At 70.0% G+C, this 15468-nt stretch carries 10 protein-coding genes; 7 read left to right on the top strand and 3 right to left on the bottom strand.

Features of this window, described 5'->3' with window-relative positions:
- Positions 1–9: 9 nt before the first annotated feature.
- From AC1ROC_RS11440 to AC1ROC_RS11420, 5 genes are read left to right on the top strand one after another with little or no spacing between them, the layout of a single operon-like run.
- Complete coding sequence (locus tag AC1ROC_RS11440; RefSeq protein ID WP_493000237.1) at positions 10–1566, top strand: DUF2142 domain-containing protein; 1557 nt, start codon at positions 10–12, stop codon at positions 1564–1566.
- 30 nt (positions 1567–1596) lie between these two features.
- Positions 1597–2331, top strand: coding sequence for a glycosyltransferase family 2 protein (locus AC1ROC_RS11435; protein WP_085369122.1), 735 nt, complete (start codon positions 1597–1599; stop codon positions 2329–2331).
- Between the two features lie 2 nt (positions 2332–2333).
- A complete protein-coding gene (locus tag AC1ROC_RS11430) occupies positions 2334–2711 on the top strand; it encodes a DUF2304 domain-containing protein (protein ID WP_085369123.1) in 378 nt (125 codons plus the stop codon).
- A gap of 6 nt (positions 2712–2717) precedes the next feature.
- Positions 2718–4307, top strand: coding sequence for a DUF2142 domain-containing protein (locus tag AC1ROC_RS11425; RefSeq protein WP_493000234.1), 1590 nt, complete (start codon positions 2718–2720; stop codon positions 4305–4307).
- A 25-nt stretch (positions 4308–4332) separates the two neighbouring features.
- The gene (locus tag AC1ROC_RS11420; protein ID WP_493000232.1) at positions 4333–6042 is read left to right on the top strand and encodes a DUF2142 domain-containing protein; all 1710 of its coding nucleotides are present in this window, start codon (positions 4333–4335) and stop codon (positions 6040–6042) included.
- Here the strand turns inward: AC1ROC_RS11420 and AC1ROC_RS11415 are convergent.
- Together AC1ROC_RS11415 and AC1ROC_RS11410 are read right to left on the bottom strand one after the other, a co-directional pair.
- Entirely contained in the window at positions 6017–7006 is a 990-nt protein-coding gene (locus tag AC1ROC_RS11415) for a glycosyltransferase family 2 protein (RefSeq protein ID WP_085369126.1), read from the bottom strand. The two genes, AC1ROC_RS11420 and AC1ROC_RS11415, sit on opposite strands and share 26 nt — an antisense overlap.
- A gap of 2 nt (positions 7007–7008) precedes the next feature.
- Positions 7009–9486: a glycosyltransferase gene (locus AC1ROC_RS11410; RefSeq protein WP_493000230.1), complete on the bottom strand. Its 2478-nt coding sequence runs from the start codon at positions 9484–9486 to the stop codon at positions 7009–7011.
- A gap of 137 nt (positions 9487–9623) precedes the next feature.
- Here AC1ROC_RS11410 and AC1ROC_RS11405 point away from each other — a divergent pair, with 137 nt between their 5' ends.
- Positions 9624–10988 carry a hypothetical protein gene (locus tag AC1ROC_RS11405; RefSeq protein WP_085369128.1) on the top strand — a complete coding sequence of 455 codons (1365 nt, stop codon included), beginning with the start codon at positions 9624–9626 and terminating at the stop codon, positions 10986–10988.
- 6 nt (positions 10989–10994) lie between these two features.
- Positions 10995–12476 (top strand): DUF2142 domain-containing protein, encoded by a 1482-nt coding sequence (locus tag AC1ROC_RS11400; protein WP_493000228.1) that lies wholly within the window; start codon positions 10995–10997, stop codon positions 12474–12476.
- 60 nt (positions 12477–12536) lie between these two features.
- Here AC1ROC_RS11400 and AC1ROC_RS11395 read toward each other — a convergent pair whose 3' ends face one another.
- Positions 12537–15362 carry a rhamnosyltransferase WsaF family glycosyltransferase gene (locus AC1ROC_RS11395; protein WP_493000226.1) on the bottom strand — a complete coding sequence of 942 codons (2826 nt, stop codon included), beginning with the start codon at positions 15360–15362 and terminating at the stop codon, positions 12537–12539.
- Between the last annotated feature and the right edge of the window lie 106 nt (positions 15363–15468).

Raw genomic sequence — 15468 nt, 5'->3', positions numbered from 1 at the left:
GGACGGTGCATGACCCAGCACGACGGGGACATCCGCCCCGCTCGCCGCCCGCTGACCGTGTTCGGCATCGCCTTCGGGCTGCTGTTCCTCCTGATGGCGAGCTTCTCGATCGCCACCCCTCCTGGCGCGAGCCCGGACGAGCCTGCGCACGCCATCCGCGCCAACGCCGCAGCGCACGGCGAGCTCTGGGGGCCGGAGTCGAAGACCATCCCCGGCACCATCGACCAGACCGTCTCCACCTACTTCGCGAAGCTCGAGTCGCACACGCCGTGCTTCAAGAGGAACGTGGCCGTCACGGCCTCCTGCGTCACCCCCATCCAGAACCCGGATGCGCCGACCACCGGCCACACGTCGACCACCGTGAACACGCCCGTCTTCTACGTGCTCGTCGGCTGGCCGACCGCGTTCCTCGACGGTGCGAAGGGGCTGTACGCGATGCGGCTCGTGAACGCGCTGCTCTGCTCCGCCCTGCTCGCGCTCGCCTTCACGGCGCTGCGGAGCCTCCCCCGCTCCCGTTGGGCGCTCGGCGGTCTCGCGGTCGGCGTCACCCCGATGGTGCTGTTCCTCTCCGGGACGCTCAATCCGAACGGCATCGAGGTCGCGGCCTCCGCCGCGGCGTTCGCGCTCCTGCTGCTGACCTTCGGAACGCCGGCGGCCGGGCGGTGGCTGGTGCTGCGCATCCTGGGCATCGTGGTGGTGAGCCTGCTGCTGGTGAACACCAGGAGCATCGCGATGCTGTGGCTGGCGCTCGCGTTCGTGATCGCGCTGCTGCTCGGCAGGCGGGACGTGCTGCGCACGGTGTTCCGGTCGTGGCTGACCTGGGTGGGCATCGTCCTGATCGGCGCCGTCGCCGTGGCGGCGACCCTGTTCTACCTGCGGCCGCGGTCGCTGACGCCCGGGTATGCGCCCGTCGGAGCCGGCAGCAGCTGGTGGCAGGGATTCTCCAACACCATCGACAACACGTTCAGCTTTATGGTCGGCTGGATCGCCCAGTTCGGCTGGCTGGAGATCCCGGCGCCAGCGCTCTCCGTGGCCGTGTGGGCGAGCATCGGCGGGATGGTGATCCTGCTCGGCGCGACTCTGGGCCCCCGCCCCGTGAAGATCGGCGCGCTCCTGCTCGGGCTCGCCATCGTGTTCGTGCCGCCGTTCTCGCAGGCAGCGGTCATCCACGACGCCGGATACATCTGGCAGGGCAGGTACACCATCGCACCCGCCGTGCTCCTCGCGATCCTCGCCGGGATCGGGCTCGACCGCGCTCTGCCGGCCGCCGACAGGCGGCTCACCGCCGTGATGCGCGTGTCCGTCGTGCTGCTCGGCATCGGCCAGCTCGCCGCGTTCCTGTGGATGCTCCGCCGGTACGTCACCGGGCTGCAGCCGAACCTCACCTGGATCGACATGATCAGGGCGCCGCAGTGGCAGCCGCCGGGCGGATGGCCGACCGTCGCCGTCGTGTTCGCCGTCGCGACCGGGCTGTCCGTCTGGTTCCTGATCAGGGCGCTCAGCAGGACGTGCGAGAATATCGAACCGACAGCCGAGCTCCCGACCGGCCGGTCGCACCAGCTCTGACGCCCACACCGATCTAGTACGTTGACTTCCATGCCCTTCGATCTCTCCCAGACGCTGATCGTGATGCCCGCCTTCAACGAGGAGGCATCCGTCGCAGCCGTCGTCGCCGAGGTCTACGCCAAACTTCCCGGCGTCACCTGCCTCGTCGTCGACGACGGCTCGACCGACGACACGGCGCACATCGCCAAGGAGGCGGGGGCCCTGGTCGCATCCATGCCGTTCAACATGGGGGTCGGCGGAGCACTGCGCCTCGGCTACCAGTTCGCGAGGGACAACGGCTTCTCCGTCGCCGTGCAGATCGACGCGGACGGTCAGCACGACCCTGGCAACGTGCCGTCCCTGATCGCTGCCCTCGACGGCGCAGACCTGGTGATCGGCGCCCGCTTCTCCGGCGAAGGCGACTACGAGGTCCGCGGCCCGCGCCGCTGGGCCATGAACGTGCTCTCGACCGTCCTCAGCCGCGTCGTCCGGACGCGCCTCAACGACACCACCAGCGGCTTCAAGGCCGCCGGTCCGCGCGCCATCGCCCTGTTCGCGCACTCCTTCCCCGCCGAATACCTCGGAGACACCATCGAGGCGCTCGTGATCGCCGCCCGCGGCGGTCTGCGCGTCGCCCAGGTGCCGACCTCGATGCGTCCCCGCGCCGGCGGCCAGCCGTCGCACAACCCGATCAAGGCGGCCGTCTACCTGGCCCGCGCCTTCATCGCCCTCCTCGTCGCGCTCATGCGCCCCCGCACCGCCATCAAGGAAACGGCAACGGCCTGACCATGTCGATCACCAGTTACATCTTCGGAATCCTCGCAGCCCTGCTCACCCTCGCTGTGGTGATCGAGATGCTGCGCCGCGGCCGGATGCGCGAACGGCACGCGATCTGGTGGCTCATCGCCGGTGTGCTCGCGCTGATCATCGGCGTCTTCCCGACCATCCTGGACTGGGCGGCCGGACTGATCGGCGTCGGGGCTCCGGTGAACCTGGTGTTCTTCGTGAGCATCGCCGTGCTGTTCCTGGTCTGCATCCAGCACAGCTCCGAACTGACCACCCTCGAGAGCAAGACCCGCACCCTCGCAGAGCGCAGCGCTCTGCACGAGCTGCGGATCGCCGAGCTGGAGCAGCGCATCGCCGCACTCAGCGACGAAAAGGAGTAGCGCAGGGTGAGCACCACCGCCAGCATGCCGACCGCCGGCCCATCCACCCTCCCCGGCGACCGGCCCAGGGTCTGGCGCGCCTTCCTGGTGGTCTGGGTGCTGCTCTCCGCCCTCTGCGCGAGCTGGGCGATCGCCACCCCGATCGGTGCATCCCCGGACGAGCCTGCGCACATCGTCAAGGCGGCGAGCGTCGCGCGCGGCCAGTTCATCGGAACGCCGTCGAAGGACGGCCACAGGGTCACCGTCCCCGCGTACGTGGCGCGCACCCAGCTGGACACCTGCTTCGCCTTCCACCAGGAGCGTCCGGCCGAGTGCGGGCTCGCCCCACTCACCGACCCCGGAGCCCTCACCACCTCGTACACCACCGCCGGGCTCTACAACCCGGTGTACTACCTGCTGGTCGGCTGGCCGACGCTGCTCCTGCACGACACCTCCGGCATCTACGCGATGCGGATCGTCAGCGGCATCGTCACCTCGCTGTTCGCCGCGCTCGCGTTCTCGATCCTGTGGGGGATGCGGCGCCGCGCCATCCCGGTGCTCGGCTTCGCCGTCGCGGTGACGCCGATGCTGCTCTTCCTCGGCGGCTCGGTGAACCCGAACGGCATCGAGGCCACGGCCACCCTCGCCGTGTTCGTCGGCATCATCGCCGCCGTGCTCGACCCTGACCGCTCCCGGCTGCTGTCGCGCGCGATGATCGTGCTGGCCGGTGGAGCGGTCGCGGTCAACACGCGCGGGCTTTCGCCGCTGTGGGTGCTGCTGGCCATCCTCATCCCGTTCGTGCTCGTCCCGTGGCGGCAGGTCGTCGCGCTGCTGCGGCGACCGCCCGTGATCGCCGCAGCGGCGGGCGTCGTGCTCGCGACCATCGCCGCCCTGGCCTGGACCGTCGGGACCAACTCGCTCTACAACGCCGTCGAGAACCCGGACCAGACGCCGCAGAGCTTCCTCGGCGTCGGCACCAACCCACTGAGCGGCTTCTTCATCACCCTCGTGCGCACCACCGAGTACAGCCACGGCCTGATCGGCATCTTCGGCTGGCTCGACACGCCGGCCCCTCCCGAGGTGTTCTTCATCTGGTCGGCCCTCGTCGGCATCCTGCTCGCCGCCGCCCTCGTGCTCCTCCGCTCCCGGATGCTCGTCTTCGCCTGGGTGCTGTTCGGCGCCTTCATCCTGCTCCCGCCCATCGTGCAGGCCGCGTACATCACCGGAGGCGGCATCATCTGGCAGGGCAGGTACAACATGCCGCTGTTCCTCTGCCTGCTGGTGGGACTCTCGGTCGTGCTCGGCCGGCGCATCCGGGTGGAACGGGCCCCCGCGATCTGGCGGCGGTTCGGTTGGCTCGTGGTGATCGTGCTGGCGTTCGGGCAGGTCTACGCCTTCGAGAACACGCTGCGGCGATACTCGGTGACCCCGATCGGCTCGCTCAAGCAGTTCCTGTTCGGCACGCCGGCCTGGGCGCCGCCCGGCGGCAACCTGCTGTGGCTCCTGGTGTTCACGGCGGTGGTCGTGGTGGCCGGCTGGCTGGTACTGCGGTCCATCGACCGGGTGACCCGTGTGGATGCGCGCCTCGCCCCGACGGAGGAGCCTGCCGCGGTCTGACCGTCCGGTCCGATACCTTTGCCTCATGGGAAACCCACAGGCGGGAAGCGGCACGGTCGCGCCCGCCGCCACTCAGGCACCGAGACGCCGCTCCATCCCGCTGAAGCCGTTCTTCGTCGCGTGGGCCGTGCTCTTCGCGCTCACGACCGCCTGGGTGTTCGCCACCCCGCCGTCCGCCTCCCCGGATGAGCCGGCCCACATCGTGCGCGCCGCAAGCGTCGTGCGGGGCGAGCTCGTCGGGACGCCGTCCCCTGCCGGCCACATCGTCACGGTGCCGCGCTACATCGCCGAATCGCACGCCGTCACCTGTTTCGCGTTCAACCCGACCGTCACGGCGAACTGCGCGTACACGCCCAGTGCCGACCCGTGGGAGAGCGTCGAGGCCCCCACCACCGCCGGGCTGTACAACCCGCTCTACTACGCCGTCGTCGGGCTCCCGTCTCTGGTCTTCCACGATGCGTCGGGGATCTACGCCATGCGCATCCTGAGCGGCCTGCTGACCACGCTGTTCGCCGCGCTCGCGTTCGCCATCGTGGCCACGATGCGCAACCGCAGGGTGCCGCTGCTGGCGTTCGCCGTGGCGGTGACGCCGATGCTGCTATTCCTCGGCGGCTCGGTGAACCCGAGCGCCCTGGAGGCGACGGCGACCCTCGCCGTCTTCTGCGGGATGCTCGCGATCACCCTCTCCCCCGACGCCTCCCGGCTCACCGGCCGGGCCGTCGTGGTGATGGCCGGGGCCGTCGTCGCGGTCAACGCGCGCGGGCTCTCACCACTGTGGGTGGCGCTCGCGCTCGTGGTGCCTCTGCTGCTGCTGGCCGACCGGGATGCGCTGGTCGCGCTCCTCAAACGACGCGCCGTCATCGTGCTCATCGCCGTGGTCGCCGCCGGCACCATCGCTGCCGGGCTGTGGACCGTCGGCACCAACTCGCTCGCCAACGCCATCGAGCATCCGGATCAGGCGCTCTCCTTCCCTGGCATCGGGGCGTCGCCGCTCGTCGGCTTCCAGAAGGTCTTCATCGGGACCGTCGGATACAGCCAGGGCCTCGTCGGCCTGTTCGGCTGGCTCGACACCCCTGCGCCGGATGTGGTGCTCTACCTCTGGGGGCTCGCCATCGGGGCCATCGTCGTCGGCGCCGTCGTCGTGCTGCGACGTCGCCGCCTGTTGGTCGCGTGGCTGCTCGTCGCCGCCTTCCTGCTCTGCCCCGCGCTGGTGCAGGCCGCGTACATCCACGGCGGAGGGATGATCTGGCAGGGCAGGTACAACCTGCCGCTATTCCTCTGCCTCATCGTCGGACTCGCCGCGCTGCTCGGCGAGACCGCGTTCGTGCGCGCGCCATACGCCTGGCGGCGCATCGCGGTGATCGTGGCCGTCGGCGCCGCCGGGGCGCAGTTCTGGGCCTTCGAGTCGACGCTCCGCCGCTACGCGGTCGGCTCCAACGGCTCGATGCGCACCTACCTGTTCGGGCAGTCCGCGTGGACGCCTCCGGGCGGCACTTGGCTGTGGCTGGCCCTGTTCGCCGTGCTGCTCGTGCTGGCGGCGGCGCTGCTGCTGCACGTCTCCGCGTGGTCGCGCTCCGAGGAGGACGACGTCGAGCCGGTGGATGCCGCGGATCCGATGAACCGAGTCGAGCCGGTGGATGCTGTCGTTCCTGCCGACGCCACAGAGCCGGTGGGCGCCGCGGAAGCGGAGACCGCACCCGCCGCCGGCCTCACGCCGGCTGGAACAGGTCTCTGACCACATCCATCCAGCCCTGGCTCGCCAGGCGAGGGTATGCTCCGCCCGCCGCGAGCCGGAGCACGGGCACGAACCGTTTCACCCTGTTCGCCGGAAGCTCGGCGCGCGTCGCCTCGAACGCCGCCTTCTCCTCGGCGAGCGCCACCTTCGACGAGTCGACGCCGTCCGCACCGCGCAGGCTGTCCGCCAGGATGCGCGAGCGCGCGGCGAGCATCCGGTTGCGGTCGCCGCGGGCGCCGAGAACGCGGCGGATCTTGTGGCCGATGGTCGGGTCGCCCGCCCCGATCTGGTTGGCGGCGTGCCGCCGGTAGCGCGTCAGCGGCTCCTCGCTCAGGTCGAGCCTGTCGCGTGCTGCGGCCTGGATGGCCAGCCACTCGTCGTGCACCCACTCGGCGGGGAACGGCGCGCACGCCGCCACCAGGTCGCGGTGCACCATCGCCGTGGCGCCCGTGGCGATGTTGCGGCGCACGAACACCGAGAACGCGCGTCCGGAGTGCACGGCCTGCCTGTCCTCCTCCGACACTTCGAGCACTCCGAAGATCGTGCCGCCCGTCGGGGCTCCGTCGTCGTCGATCAGCTGCGCATCGGTGTGCAGGAAGCCGAGTCCCGGCCGCGCGTCGAACATCGCGACCAGCTTCTCCAGCTTCCGCGGCTCCCACTCGTCGTCCTGGTCGCACAGGGCGATCAGCTCGCCGGTGGATGCGCGCAGCGCCTGCTCGAAGTTCGCCGTCACGCCGAGCGGCGTCTCGTTGCGCAGCAGCACCACCTCGGGGTTCCAGCCCGTCGCCGCCTCGTGCGCCCGCAGCTCCTCCTCGACCATCGCGATGGTCGCGTCCGTCGAGCCGTCGTCGGAGACGACCAGCTGCGTCGGGGGCACCGTCTGGGCGAGCACGCTCGCCAGCTGCCTGCGGATGTATGTCGCGCCGTTGAAGGTGCAGAGCGCGACGGAGACCGGACGGGTCACGGTCAGCGTCTCCCCAGCCTGCTCCGCACCTTCTTGACGACGACGGCCGGACCGCCGTTCTTCATGTAGTGGAAGAACAGGCCGACATCGTGGCGCACCCCGTGCTTCTTGCGCCTGGTCGTCGCCTTGCGCGGCGCTCCGCCCGTCCCGACGACACCCTTCGCGACCAGGTCGGCCGCGTGCCGGGGGTCGGACACGAAGTCGACGAGAGGCGCGAGCACCACGCTCCAGAAGTAGCGCTTGCGCACCCGCTGGATGTTGCGCTTGGCGGCCGCGATGAACTTCTCGTCGTAGAGCACGGTCTCGAGGGCGGCGGTCAGCGCATCCACGTCTCCGGACGGGACCACGACACCGAGCTTCTCCTCCTCGACCAGCTGCGCGAAGTGGTCGCCGGCGGTGACGACCATCGGCAACCCTGCCCACAGGTAGTCCAGGATGCGCGTGCGGAACGAGAACGTCGTCTCGACGTGCGAGAAGTGGGTGCTGACGCCCGCGTCGGCCTCGGTGAGGTAGTTCTGCCTGTCGGCGTAGTCGACCCACGAGCTGTTGAAGAACACCGAGGTGTCGAGCGCGCCGAGCTCGCTGGCGAGGGCACGGGACTCCGCGACGATCGCCATCTCCGGCACGCCGGGATGCGGGTGCTTCGTGCCCTGGAAGAACAGGCGGACGTCGTCGTGCGTCTCCGACAGCTTCGCGACGGCGGTGATGAGCGACTTCGGGTCGAACCAGTTGTAGAGGCCGCCGCTCCACAGCAGGAGCTTGTCGTCGGCGCCGATCCCGGGGAGGACGCCCTTGAGCACATCCCGTTCGTGCACAGGCGCCGTCTCGGACAGGCCGAAGGGAACGACGTCGATGAGGTGGTCGAGGTCGGGATCGTCGGCGTAGTTGGCCGGGTTGATCCGGCCGAGCGCGGCGAGCTGGCCCAGGTAGAAGTGCCGCTGGCGCTCGGAGGCGCAGAGGAAGAAGTCCCCGCGTTCGAGCTGCTCGTTGAGCACGTCCGTCGCGTCGCCGACCTGCTTGTCCCACTGCTCGCGGCCGAGTTCCTTGCCCTGTTCGAGCTGCTCGAGGTGCATCGGATCGTAGACGTCGGCGACGATGATCTTGTCCGTCTTGCGCAGACTGTCGAACAGCGCCATCGCGAGGCCCTGGAAGACGATCACGTCGCTCTCGCGCTCCAGCTTGCGCATGGAACGGTCGTCGCCCGGCCGGATGTGCACGATGTCGAACGGCGCGGACACCGGCTCGACGCCGGACAGCGACACGAGGGTCACCAGGTTGTCCTTCGCGAGCGCCTCCGCCATGCTCCACGCCCGGATCGCCGGGCCCGCCATCTTGACGCCGATCGGGTCGCCGGTGATGACCAGCACGCGGGTCACATCCGGTGTCTCGGTGACCGGGAACGCCGTGACCAGCTTGTCGTAGCCCTCGAGGTAGTGCTCCGCCGTGTACGACGGGGCGTCGGTCTCGCCGAACAGCGACCAGATGCGGCTGTCCGAGACGACCCTGCTGCGCTGGATCTGCTCGCGCGACTCCACCAGCGACGGCAGGTGCTCGACGAACTGGTCGATCGCATAGACGGCGGCGACGGTCTCCTTCGAGATCTCCATCGTCGGGTCGTTGGACGCGCCCTTCCGCAGGTCGAACGAGGTCGAGTCGAGCCCGCCCTTCGCCACACCGCGGCGGACGGTCAGCGCGAGGGTCGCGGGAAGCGCGTTGGCGAGCGCCTCGTCTCCGAGGTTCTTGTACTGCGTGAACAGCGCGTTCCGTTCGAGGAGGTACGTCTCCTTGAACGCGCCGAACGACGACATGGATGCGTGGTGCTTGTGATACGCCAGCGATGCGGGCTCGTAGACGTAGCGGTGGCCGAGCAGGTTGAGCCGCCAGCCCAGGTCCACGTCTTCGAAGAACATGAAGTACCGCTCGTCGAACCCGCCGAGCTGGTCGTACACCGACCGGCGGACGAACATCGCGGATCCCGTGCCGAACAGCACGTCGTGCGGCACATCCGGGGTGTTCGGCACCGGCTGGGCGGTGAGCGGCTTGTACCCCTGGCCGAACCAGGTCATCGCCGACCCGATGAAGTCGACGTTCTGGCCCTCCCAGTCGAGCACGCGACTGGCGACAGCGCCGACCGACGGGCTCGACTCGAACCGCTCGACGGCGGCACGAACCCAGGCCGCATCCGGCTTGGCGTCGTTGTTGAGGAAGGCGACGTACTCGCCGCTCGCCTCCTTCACGCCCAGGTTGCAGCCACCGGCGAACCCGAGATTCGTCTTCGACTCGATGAGCAGCACGTGCGGCGCCGCCGACCGGATGCGCGCGGCGCTGTCGTCGCCCGAGGCGTTCTCGACCACCACGATCTCGAGACGGTCGGCCGGCCAGTCCAGGCGGCCGAGATGTTCGATGGCGGTGAGCGTGTCGTCGGTTCCCCGGAAGTTGACCAGGACGACCGAGACGACTCCGTGACGCGTTGCAGGCATACGGTCCTTTCGCATGGGCGTGTGCGCCCGCCAGCTTACCAAGGCGTGCTGTGGCGGCCGCGTCGTCCGCCCCTCCCAGCGACCGATTGCTAAGCTGGCGCAGTTCGCCGCCCACGAGCGTAAGGCCTCACATCAGCATGGAAACCGAGTCGACAGCCCCCGAGGGGCGACGCGGCTTCTTCGCGCGCGTGTTCTCGCGGAGCGCCATCGCGCCCGCCGTGCTCATCATCGCGTCGCTGCTCGTCGGCATCGTGCAGGTGCCGGGCCACCGCGGCGTCTCCCCGGTCGACGAGTACGTCTACATCGACTACTTCGCCAAGATGGGGCACCAGCTCACCGTGAACCGCGGAGAGCCGACCGGCACGTACGCCCGCCAGCAGCTGGGCTGCCGCGGGCTGCGGCTGCTCGCCCCGAGCCCGGATGCGCGCTGCGACCTCTCCAACGCGAAGAACGCCGAGCTGTTCCCGTTCCACGGCGCGACCTCTGCGTACATCTACACCCCGCTGTACTTCGGCATCACGCGCATCCTGGCCGAGCCGCTGGTGTTCCTCGGCGTCGACCTGGTGGATGCCGGACGGTTCGTCGGCGCGCTCTGGCTGGCCGCCGCCGCCCTGTTCCTCTATCTGGCGCTGCGACGGCTGAAGGTGCATCCGGTGGCCGCGACCGGTGTCGGGCTGCTGATGATCGGCTCGCTGCCCGCGTACTGGTCGAACACGTACATCAGCACGGATGCGACCGCGCTGTTCGCCGGCGGCCTGATGCTGTACCTCGCCACCCTCGCCGACAGTCGACGCGGATACGTGTGGTTCGCCGCCGGCGCCGCGTTCGTCACGCTGCTGAAGGTGCAGAACCTCGCCGCCGTCGCAGCGGCCGTGTTCTTCCTGATCATCCGCGCCGGCATCGACGCGTACCGCACCCGCACATCCCGGGCCGGCTGGATCGGCCGCACGTTCGCCGACGGCCGGACCATCACGGGCATCGTCTCCGTGGTCGTCTCGATGGTCCTGCAGCTGGCCTGGACCGTCTACAGCTCGGTCTCCGCGGTCGGCCCTGCGCCCGACATGGGCAAGGTGCGACCGCTCGGGATCACGTCGCTGATCCTGCAGTCCGGCCTCTTCATCGACGGATCGGCCCGCGGTGTCGGCGACACGACCACCTTCCTCAAGGGGCCCGGCCTCATCTCGAACTACGCGGTCGCCTGGGTCACCATCGCCGGCGTGATCGGCCTGCTGATGGTCGCGCGCTGGGGCGGCCGCCGTGCCGCCGTCGCGTGGGCGACGTTCGCCGCCGCCGTCATCTCGGCCCCGCTGCTGTCGATCGTGACGTATGCCGCCCTCGGCACATACCCCGATCCGCCGCCCGCGCGCTACGGCATCTCGCTCATCCCGTTCTTCCTCGCCTGCGCCGCCCTGCTGCTGGCGAAGCGTCCCGTTCCGCGCTGGATCATGGCGGGCGTCGGCGGCGTCGTCTTCATCGCCTCCCTCTTCATCCCGCAGGGCTGACCGGGGATGCGGTTTCCACTGAGACTTTTCGCCGCCGTCTTCTGCACCCTGTTCGTGCTGCTCACCGCGTGGTCGCTCGCGACGCCGATCTACGCCGTGCCGGACGAGGCGTCGCACACCGTGCGTGCCACGACGGCCGTGCGCGGGCAAATCGTGGGCGACGGCAAGTACTTCGACGCGCCCGCCTACCTCCACATCCCCGGCGCGGGCGGCTGCTTCGCCGGACAGCCGAGCGTCACGCCCGCGTGCGTCGGCAGCTCGGACGCCGCGCCGGGAGAGACGCGCCGCTCGATCAGCACGGCGTACACCAACAGCCCCGTCTACTACCTCGTGGTCGGCCTGCCGTCGCTGGTCTTCTCCGGCGAGGCGGCCATCCACGCCATGCGCATCTTCTCCGGGGCGGTCGTCGCAGCCCTGCTCGCGGTGCTCGCCGCGCTCGTCCGCACCTGGCCGGGCGCGCGCTGGTCGCTGCTGCTCCCGGTGGGCGCGCTCACCCCGATGGTGTTCTTCCTCGGCGGCGCGATCAACCCGAACGCCGTCGAAGCCGCTTCCGCCGCCGCCCTGCTGGTGTCGCTGCTGACCATTGCCAGGCACCGGCCGACCGGGTGGCGGCTCTGGCTCTCCGGCGTGACCGCCGTGGTCTCCGCGGCACTCGTCACCGGCGGCCGCAGCCTCGGGATGCTGTGGCTACTCCTCATCGCCGTCTCCGTCGTGCTCGCCATGCGGAAGGCGGACTGGGAGTATCTGCTGCGCCGCGCATCCACCTGGGTCGTGCTCGCGCTGCTGGCCGTCGTGGGAGCCGGGCAGCTGTTCTGGTTCACGCGGCCGGAGAACCAGGTGAAGGCGCAGCTGGAGCCGACGCCCGGCAGCCTATTCACCGTGGCGCAGACGATGGTGGAGAACACGTTCTCGTACTGGAAGCAGATGATCGGGCTGTTCGGCACCGTGGATGTGTGGGCCCCGGATGCGGTGATCGTGATCTGGTTCGGCGTGCTCTCGCTGATCGTGCTGGTCCCCGTGGTGCTCGGGCGCGGACGCGAACGGTGGATCGCACTCGGCTCCGTCGGCGCGCTGCTCGTCATCCCGGTCGTCATCCAGGTGGCGCTCTGGCGTCAGGTCGGCGACGTCTGGCAGGGACGGTACATGCTCGCGGTCGTGCTGGTCCTGGCGATCTGGGGCGGCATGGCGCTCGATAGGGCGGAGGTCGGCGTCGGCTCGCGCAACACGGTCGCCGCGCTCCGCGCCGCCGCCGTCGTGCTCGCCGTCGGCCAGCTCGCCGCGTTCGCGTTCACGCTCCGCCGCTACGCCGCGGGCTCCACCTCGTGGACTGCCGCCTTCTTCAGCCCCACCTGGCAGCCCCCGGGCGGCGTCGTCCCGCTCACGCTCGCCGTCACCCTCGCGCTCGCCTTCTTCACGGTCGGCACCTTCCGCGCCCTCCCCCACCTCCTGAAAATCGAGCCGGGAGTTGTGCACGCGACACGCCGGTAGCGGCCGTACATAAGTCCCGGCTCGATGGCTTGGGGGCGCGAGGGTCGCGTCGGGGCCGGGTCAGGGGGCGACGGTGCGAGGCGCCGTGGAGGGGATGGCCTGGGCCTCCGGGTCGCAGAGGTAGTCGTAGAGGTGGTCGAGGGCGGCGTCCCAGTCGGAGTGCGCGGCGTCGATGGTGGCGACGCCCGCCGCCTGGATGGCGCGACGCTTCTGCGCATCCAGCACCAGCTCGTCGATCCCGGCGACCACGTCGTCGTAGGTCATCATCGTGGTGCGCGCGTTCTCGTCCGGGTGGAACAGCCAGCGGAACCAGTCGGAGTCCGGGGCGACCATCGCCACCCCGCTCGCCATCAGTTCGAGTGGCAGGTAGGACGGGTGCCGGGAGATCTGCATGGTGACGCCGATGTCCGTCTCGCGGTACAGACGGCCGGTGGCGCGGTAGTCGAGCAGGCCGAGGTCGATGAAGTCGGCGCTCGGCGGAAGGTACTTGGCGCCGGCCGCGATGATCCGCACGTGGTCGCCGTGCCTGCGCTTGATCTCACTGAGCGCCGCGAACACCAGCTCCCAGCAGTTGCGGAAGTGGTCGCGGGCGTAGGCGAAGATCGTCACCGGCTCGTCGTCACCCCGCTCCCTGCGGCCGATGGGATGGTAGATGCCCCTGTCGACCGCCGGGGTGAAGTACGTGGCGGTACCGCCGTATCCGCCGGCGTAGATGTCGTGCATGCTCTCGGTGTTGCAGATGCCGTAGAGACCGAGCTTGTACGTCTGCTCGGTCATCGCGAACATCGTGCTCGCCGGGTAGAACGACGGCTCGTAGTCCTGGATGAGGTAGAACTTGCGGGGTGTGCCCGGCGTCTTGGCCACATCCACCGCCGTCAGCCAGAACGTCGCGATGGCGACGTCGGCGGGAGGGACCTCGGCGATGCCGGCGTCGTCCCCGTAGTAGTGGCCGACCTCCGACCCGGCCAGACCGGGGAAGGCGGCGACGATGGCCGACTCGTAGAACTCGTTGTTCGGGTGGCCGTTGATCAGGAACCGGTTGACGACGCCGTGCTCGCGCGCGAGCTTGTCCGCGATGCGGAACGTGGTGTTGACCCCGCCGAAGAACGGCATGTCGAAGCCGGGCAGCAGCCAGTTGATCGTGCGCACCTGGCGGCGTCCGGTCGTGGAGGCGTGCGACTCGACGACGGCGGCGACCTCCTCCGCGGAGATGGTCGCCAGCGACATGAGCGCCGTCGCGTCCTCCGAGATGGTCGACTTCTGCGCGTCGGAGCGGTACTCGCGGCCCAGGCCGGCCATCGCCAGTTGCAGCGGCGACGGGTCGTCCGCCGCGGCGAACCGTGGCACCTCGGTGAGACGGCACACGTTCGGCGAGACATACGGGTCACCGGCCGCAAGCCACGGGTGGTAGCGCCAGTAGCTCGCGAACGAGTCAGCGCGCGGGGCGTGAGCGCCCCGGGTCAGCGACTCGAAATGCCGAACGGCGTCGAAGGGGATGACGACGTTGCGCCTGCCCCGGATGATCTGGTCCAGCCCGAGCACCACGTCGCTGCCCGTCAGCTGGAAGCGCTCGTCGAACCCGCCGACCTCGTCGAACAGCTCGCGGCGGATCGCGACGCAGGCCGCCGTGACGGCGAGCGTGTTCCTGTACCAGCGCACAGGGCCGAGCAGGCTGTCGTCGTCCGGGCTCATCCCGGCGAACAGGTTCGCAGCGAACCCGCCAGGGCCGATCATCACGCCGCCGTGCTGCACGAGGCCGTCGTCGTTCCTGTGCTGGTAGCCGACCGTGCCGACGCCCTCGCGGTGCAGCATCCCGACCAGCTCGCGCAGCCAGTCCGGGTCGACGATCTCGGTGTCGTCGTTGAGGAACACCAGCACGTCGCCGTCGGTGGCCGCCGCCGTGACGGTGTTCACGCGGGAGTAGTTGAACGGCTCCTCGTCCCACCAGACGTGGCGCACGGGGAGACCGGCGTCGAGCGCCGCGTACCAGGCCTCGTGCTCCTCCGTCTCTCCCCCGTTGTCCACGACCGTGACGTCGAAGGAGGGGTAGTCGGTGCCGGCGAGGCTGGGCAGCAGCCGGTCCAGGTTGGCGGTGGAGTGCTTCGTCGGGATGACGATGGACACGCTCGGCCAGGTCTCCAGCTCGAACGCGACACGCACGATCCCGTTGCTCACCTGGGCGGTGGCCGCTTCGCCTCGCTCGCGCAGGGAGCGCTGCACCATCGCGGCGTCCTGCTCCGTCGCATCCCGGGTCGGGGCGGCGGGCGTCGACAACAGGATGTGCGGGATGAGGCCGACGACAGCATCCGACAGCTCGGTGCCGAGCAGAAGCTTCCAGATGCCGTGGGAGTCGAGGGTGGCGCGTTCGTCGGCGGCGGCCGCTGCGGTGCGGATGGCGAAGGCCCGGCCGAGGTAGTTGACGCCGAGCATGATCTCCGGCGACCAGGCGGGGCGGAACCGCGGTGCGATGCGCTCGCCGGTGCTCGTGACCTGGTCGGTGTCGAAGGCGATCACCCGGCGCACGGGGTCGACCCTGTGCTCCTTCGCCACCTGCTCCAGCGCCGCCGGATCGAGCACGGAGCCGGCGGTGAGGAACATCGCGAACTGCTCCTCCGCGCCGGAGAGCACCTCGGCCAGCGGAGTGCCGGTCACGGCGACGACCGTTCTGGCCGTGACGGACCGCTGCGCTGCGACGCTCGCGACGGTGGCGGCGACGGCGTCGCGCTCCCGATCATCCGGATGCGCGGACGACTCGACCACCACGACGAACGTCGTCTCCTGCTGGTCGCTCGGCAGCGGTTCGAGGGCGGGCTGCTCTGCCCGCCACTCGGCGTAGTCGGTGAGCCCCGGCCCCTCGTGGACCTGCTCGGGCTCCTGCGTGTGCAAGGTGTCGCGGAAGCTGCGGGCCGCGCCACGGGTTGCGCGGAGAACTCGACGGGGGGCTGACTCGGGCGGAAGCATCGATCGGAACGCGCGTCCGGCACTGTCCTTC

It is taken from the genome of Leifsonia sp. GW821-FHT13C05 (assembly GCF_058806515.1).
Note: the sequence above shows the minus strand (reverse complement) of the source record. Positions and strands in the feature narration are given on the sequence as shown.